General features: G+C 61.9%; 1 pseudogene. It reads left to right on the top strand.

Going from position 1 to position 226, the window contains the following annotated elements:
• A pseudogene (gene groEL / locus RRF55_RS28490) lies at window positions 1-226 on the top strand (chaperonin GroEL); the annotation flags it as partial.

Genomic DNA, 226 nt, shown 5'->3' with positions numbered 1-226 from the left:
GGCCGAAACCACCGTCGACATCGTCGAAGGCATGCAGTTCGACCGCGGCTACCTGTCGCCCTACTTCATCACCAACCCGGACAAGATGGAGGTCTCCCTCGAAGAGCCGCTCATCCTGCTCCACGAGAAGAAGTTGACCTCGCTGCAGCCGATGCTGCCGGTGCTGGAAGCCGTGGTTCAGTCGGGCCGTCCCCTGCTGATCATCGCCGAGGACATCGAAGGCGAA

This window comes from Klebsiella sp. K47 (assembly GCF_051858335.1).
Classification (GTDB): domain Bacteria; phylum Pseudomonadota; class Gammaproteobacteria; order Enterobacterales; family Enterobacteriaceae; genus Klebsiella; species Klebsiella pneumoniae.
This window is presented reverse-complemented; position numbering and strand designations above follow the sequence as displayed.